The sequence below is a fragment of the Bradyrhizobium valentinum genome, from assembly GCF_001440405.1.
GTDB lineage: Bacteria > Pseudomonadota > Alphaproteobacteria > Rhizobiales > Xanthobacteraceae > Bradyrhizobium > Bradyrhizobium valentinum.
The window spans coordinates 36,141-39,176 of record NZ_LLXX01000198.1 but is presented as its reverse complement, the minus strand read 5'-3'; the positions used below and the strand labels follow the sequence as shown (position 1 = coordinate 39,176).

Genomic DNA, 3,036 nt, shown 5'->3' with positions numbered 1-3,036 from the left:
GATCCCCGGGCCGAGCCTCTCCAGCGTGATCGGCCCCTCGCCTGCCGCCGCGGCGACCGCCGCGAATGCAGCGACCGCGCCGACGGCCAACGTCCCGGCCGGCCCGCTGCCGCGCGGTATCGGCGAAAAGGAAATCCGCTTCGGCATCGCAGCCCCCTTCTCCGGCTCCGCCAGGGAGCTCGGCCGCCAGATGAAGCTCGGCATCGAGACCGCCTTCAACCGGATCAACGATGCCGGCGGCGTCGACGGGCGGATGCTCAAACTGCACGCCGCCGACGACGGCTACGAGCCTTCGCGCACCGCGGAAGCGATGAAGCAGCTCTATGAAAAGGACCAGGTGTTCGGCATCGTCGGCAATGTCGGCACGCCGACCGCGGCGGTGGCGGTCCCCTATGCGCTCGAACGCCGGATGCTGTTCTTCGGGGCCTTCACCGGCGCCAACATCCTGCGCAACGATCCGCCGGATCGCTACGTGTTCAACTACCGCGCCAGCTATGCCGAGGAAACCGACGCCGTCGTTCGTTACCTCGTCAAGATACGGAGGCTGCAGCCCCGGCAAATCGCGGTCTTTGCGCAACAGGATTCGTACGGTGACGCCGGATTTGCAGGGGTCGCAAAAGCGTTCCGCTCCATGGGCGTGAACGACGGCGCCATCGTCCGGCTCAACTATTCGCGAAACACCGTCGACGTGGACGATGCGATCAACCAGTTGAAGCTTGCGAAGCCGCCGATCAAGGCCGTCGTCATGGTCGCCACCTACCGGGCCGCGGCGAGGTTCATCGAGAAGACGCGCGACCTCTATCCCGGAATGATCTACTCCAACGTTTCGTTCGTCGGCTCCACTGCGCTTGCCGAGGAATTGAAGCTGCTGGGACCGCGTTACACCAACGGGGTGATCGTGACGCAGGTGGTGCCGGCAGTGTCGGGCTATTCGTCGGCCGTGCTCGAATACAAGAACGCGCTCGCCAAATATTTTCCCGGCGAGGCGCCCGACTACGTGTCGCTCGAGGGCTATGTCGCCGCCAACGTCCTGATTCAGGGCATCAAGCGGGCCGGGCCTCAGCTCGATACCGAGAAGCTGATCGATACCCTGGAGACGATGCGTAATCTCGACCTCGGTCTCGGGACCTCGCTCGGGTTCGGCCGCTCCGAGCATCAGGCCTCGCACAAGATCTGGGGCACAGCGCTCGATGAAAGCGGACGCTATCAGGCGATCGATCTCGAATGATCAGGAAGCCGCGATCCCGGTGATCGCGGCTTCATCGCGCCTGAAGCCTGCGGTCAGCGCTTTTCGATCACCAGGCTTTGGATCGCGCGGCCAAAATAGCCGCGCTCATCGGCGAGCCGCGCCATGGCGAGCCCCGCGCCGTCAGGACCGATCCAGGATTCGGCATCAAGCAATATCCACTCACCAATCGGCTCGCGCGAAAAATTCACGGTCAGATCGGCGTTGAGAAAGGTCCAGGCGCGAAAATCCAGCACGGCCGAGGTGCCGTTGCAGAAATCCGCCGCCGCCATCGCCCGCATCGCCTGCGATACCGGCGATCCCCACACGATCGGCCGGTCGACGCGGTACCAGATCGCACCGGGCCCGGGCGAGCCGAACCGGCCGCGGGCGGCGCGCAGCGACATGCCTGATACGAACGGACTGGACGAAAAATCCGCCGGCTCGACGCGCGATTGATCCGGCCCCGGAAGCTCGACCGGCAGTATCCCGGTCTCGGGCGGTAATTCGTGCGCCTGCACCTTGATCTTCAGCACGGTCGCACCGACCACCACAACTCCGCTCGCGAGCAGCCTGACGGCGCAGAGCTGGATCTTGCGCCCCTCGCGCAAGACTTCGCTCTCGATCGTCAGCGGCGCCACCGGCACGGGGCGCATCAAGTCGACGGTCGCGCGGGCGACCCGCATCGCGACCGGCGTCGGAATCCGCTCCGCCGCCCACACCACCAGCGCCGCCGGCGGCGAACCGTGCTGCATGCTCGGGTCCCATGGCCCCGCAGCAAAGCGGCTGGTGACGACATCGTTGCCGTCAACGCGAAAGATGGCTTCCATCGGGTGAGAGGTCCTGTCGATCAAGGGAACGGCTTCATGCCTTGTTCGGCGGAACGAGTCGAGGCCGCGGCGGACAGATCGCCCCGCGCCATTCGCAGGAGATGGAGAGCAGGACGGCGCCTCAAATGAACGCCATGCCGCCATTGAGGGCGATGGTCTGTCCGGTCATGTAGCTGTTGCCGAGCACCATCGCGACGGCTTGCGCCACCTCCTCGGCCTGGCCCATGCGGCCGAGCGGGATGTTGCGCGCGAGGTCAGTCCGGCCGCCCATCATGTCGGTCTCAATCAGCGACGGCGCCACTGCATTGACGGTGATGCCTTCCTTGACCAGACGCGCCGCGTAGCCGCGCGTCAGGCCTTCCATGCCGGCCTTGGAGGCGTTGTAGTGCACGCCGATGGCGCCGGCGCCGCGTGCCGCGCCCGAGGAGATATTGACGATCCGACCCCATTTGCGCGCCCGCATCATGGGCAGAACGGCTTGCGTACACAGGAACGCCGACTTGAGATTTACCGCAATGGTACGGTCGAAATCATTTCCGGTGAGGTCATCGACCCCGCGCACGATTGCGAGGCCCGCATTGTTGACGAGAATGTCGATCGGGCCGAGCGCGGCAGCGACCTGTTCGACCAGGCCGGCAACGGCCGCGGCCTGCGAGACGTCGGCCGCCACCGCGATGGCGCGGCCCCCGTCAGCCTTGATCTTGGCGACGACGGCCTCGGCGGCATCCGCCCGCTCGCGATAATTCACCGCGACCGCGGCGCCCGCCTCCGCAAGCACCAGCGCAACGGCCGCCCCGATGCCGCGGGACGCGCCCGTCACCAGCGCAACATGCGCGCTCAAATCATCCTGTCCGACCATGATCGATCCTCCGTCGTGTTCACGACGGGGCGCGCCCCGCAAGACGCATCACAATGCGGGGTCGACCGCCTCGTCATATTCCTTCTTGAACCGCGCGATCAATTCGGCGGCCGGCACGACCT

The 3,036-nt window shown here is 66.0% G+C and carries 3 protein-coding genes; 1 reads left to right on the top strand and 2 read right to left on the bottom strand.

Features of this window, described 5'->3' with window-relative positions:
* Positions 1-1,228: ABC transporter substrate-binding protein (locus tag CP49_RS35305; RefSeq protein ID WP_057854725.1), on the top strand; the 1,228-nt coding region annotated here is incomplete at its 5' end.
* 53 nt (positions 1,229-1,281) lie between these two features.
* Here CP49_RS35305 and CP49_RS35300 read toward each other — a convergent pair.
* Positions 1,282-2,055, bottom strand: coding sequence for a thioesterase family protein (locus CP49_RS35300; protein ID WP_057854720.1), 774 nt, complete (start codon positions 2,053-2,055; stop codon positions 1,282-1,284).
* 121 nt (positions 2,056-2,176) lie between these two features.
* Positions 2,177-2,914, bottom strand: a complete 738-nt coding sequence (locus CP49_RS35295; RefSeq protein ID WP_057854719.1) for an SDR family NAD(P)-dependent oxidoreductase — start codon at positions 2,912-2,914, stop codon at positions 2,177-2,179.
* Between the last annotated feature and the right edge of the window lie 122 nt (positions 2,915-3,036).